The sequence below is a fragment of the Pseudoalteromonas sp. S1609 genome, assembly GCF_005887255.1.
GTDB lineage: Bacteria > Pseudomonadota > Gammaproteobacteria > Enterobacterales > Alteromonadaceae > Pseudoalteromonas.
Map to the genome: position 1 here is coordinate 1 of NZ_PNDJ01000270.1, position 320 is coordinate 320.

Here is a 320-nt window from a genome sequence, read left to right on the forward strand (position 1 = left end):
ATTGGCGGTAAGTGCCACAATAGGTAGCTGATCAAAATGCCTGTGTGCGAGTATTTGCCTTGCTACTTCATCACCATTAATATCTCGAAGCTGCAAATCAAGCAATACTAAATCAAGATCATCTTCGGTCTCTACAAACGATAAAGCATCTTCACCCGTTGCAGCCCACAACACTTCATGCCCACGCGGTTCTAATATGGGAAGTTGAGATTTCAGCATTAATTGGTACATCTTCCACAATTAAAAAATATAATCTAAGTCACACATAACTATGCTAGGTAGGTCAACTAAATAAATTAAGCGTAATTAGAACGGTAAAG

The 320-nt window shown here is 38.8% G+C and carries 1 pseudogene; it reads right to left on the reverse strand.

What is annotated here, in order from left to right:
• Positions 1 to 253 (reverse strand): annotated as a pseudogene (locus CWB76_RS19695) (response regulator); the annotation flags it as partial.
• Positions 254 to 320 lie beyond the last annotated feature (67 nt).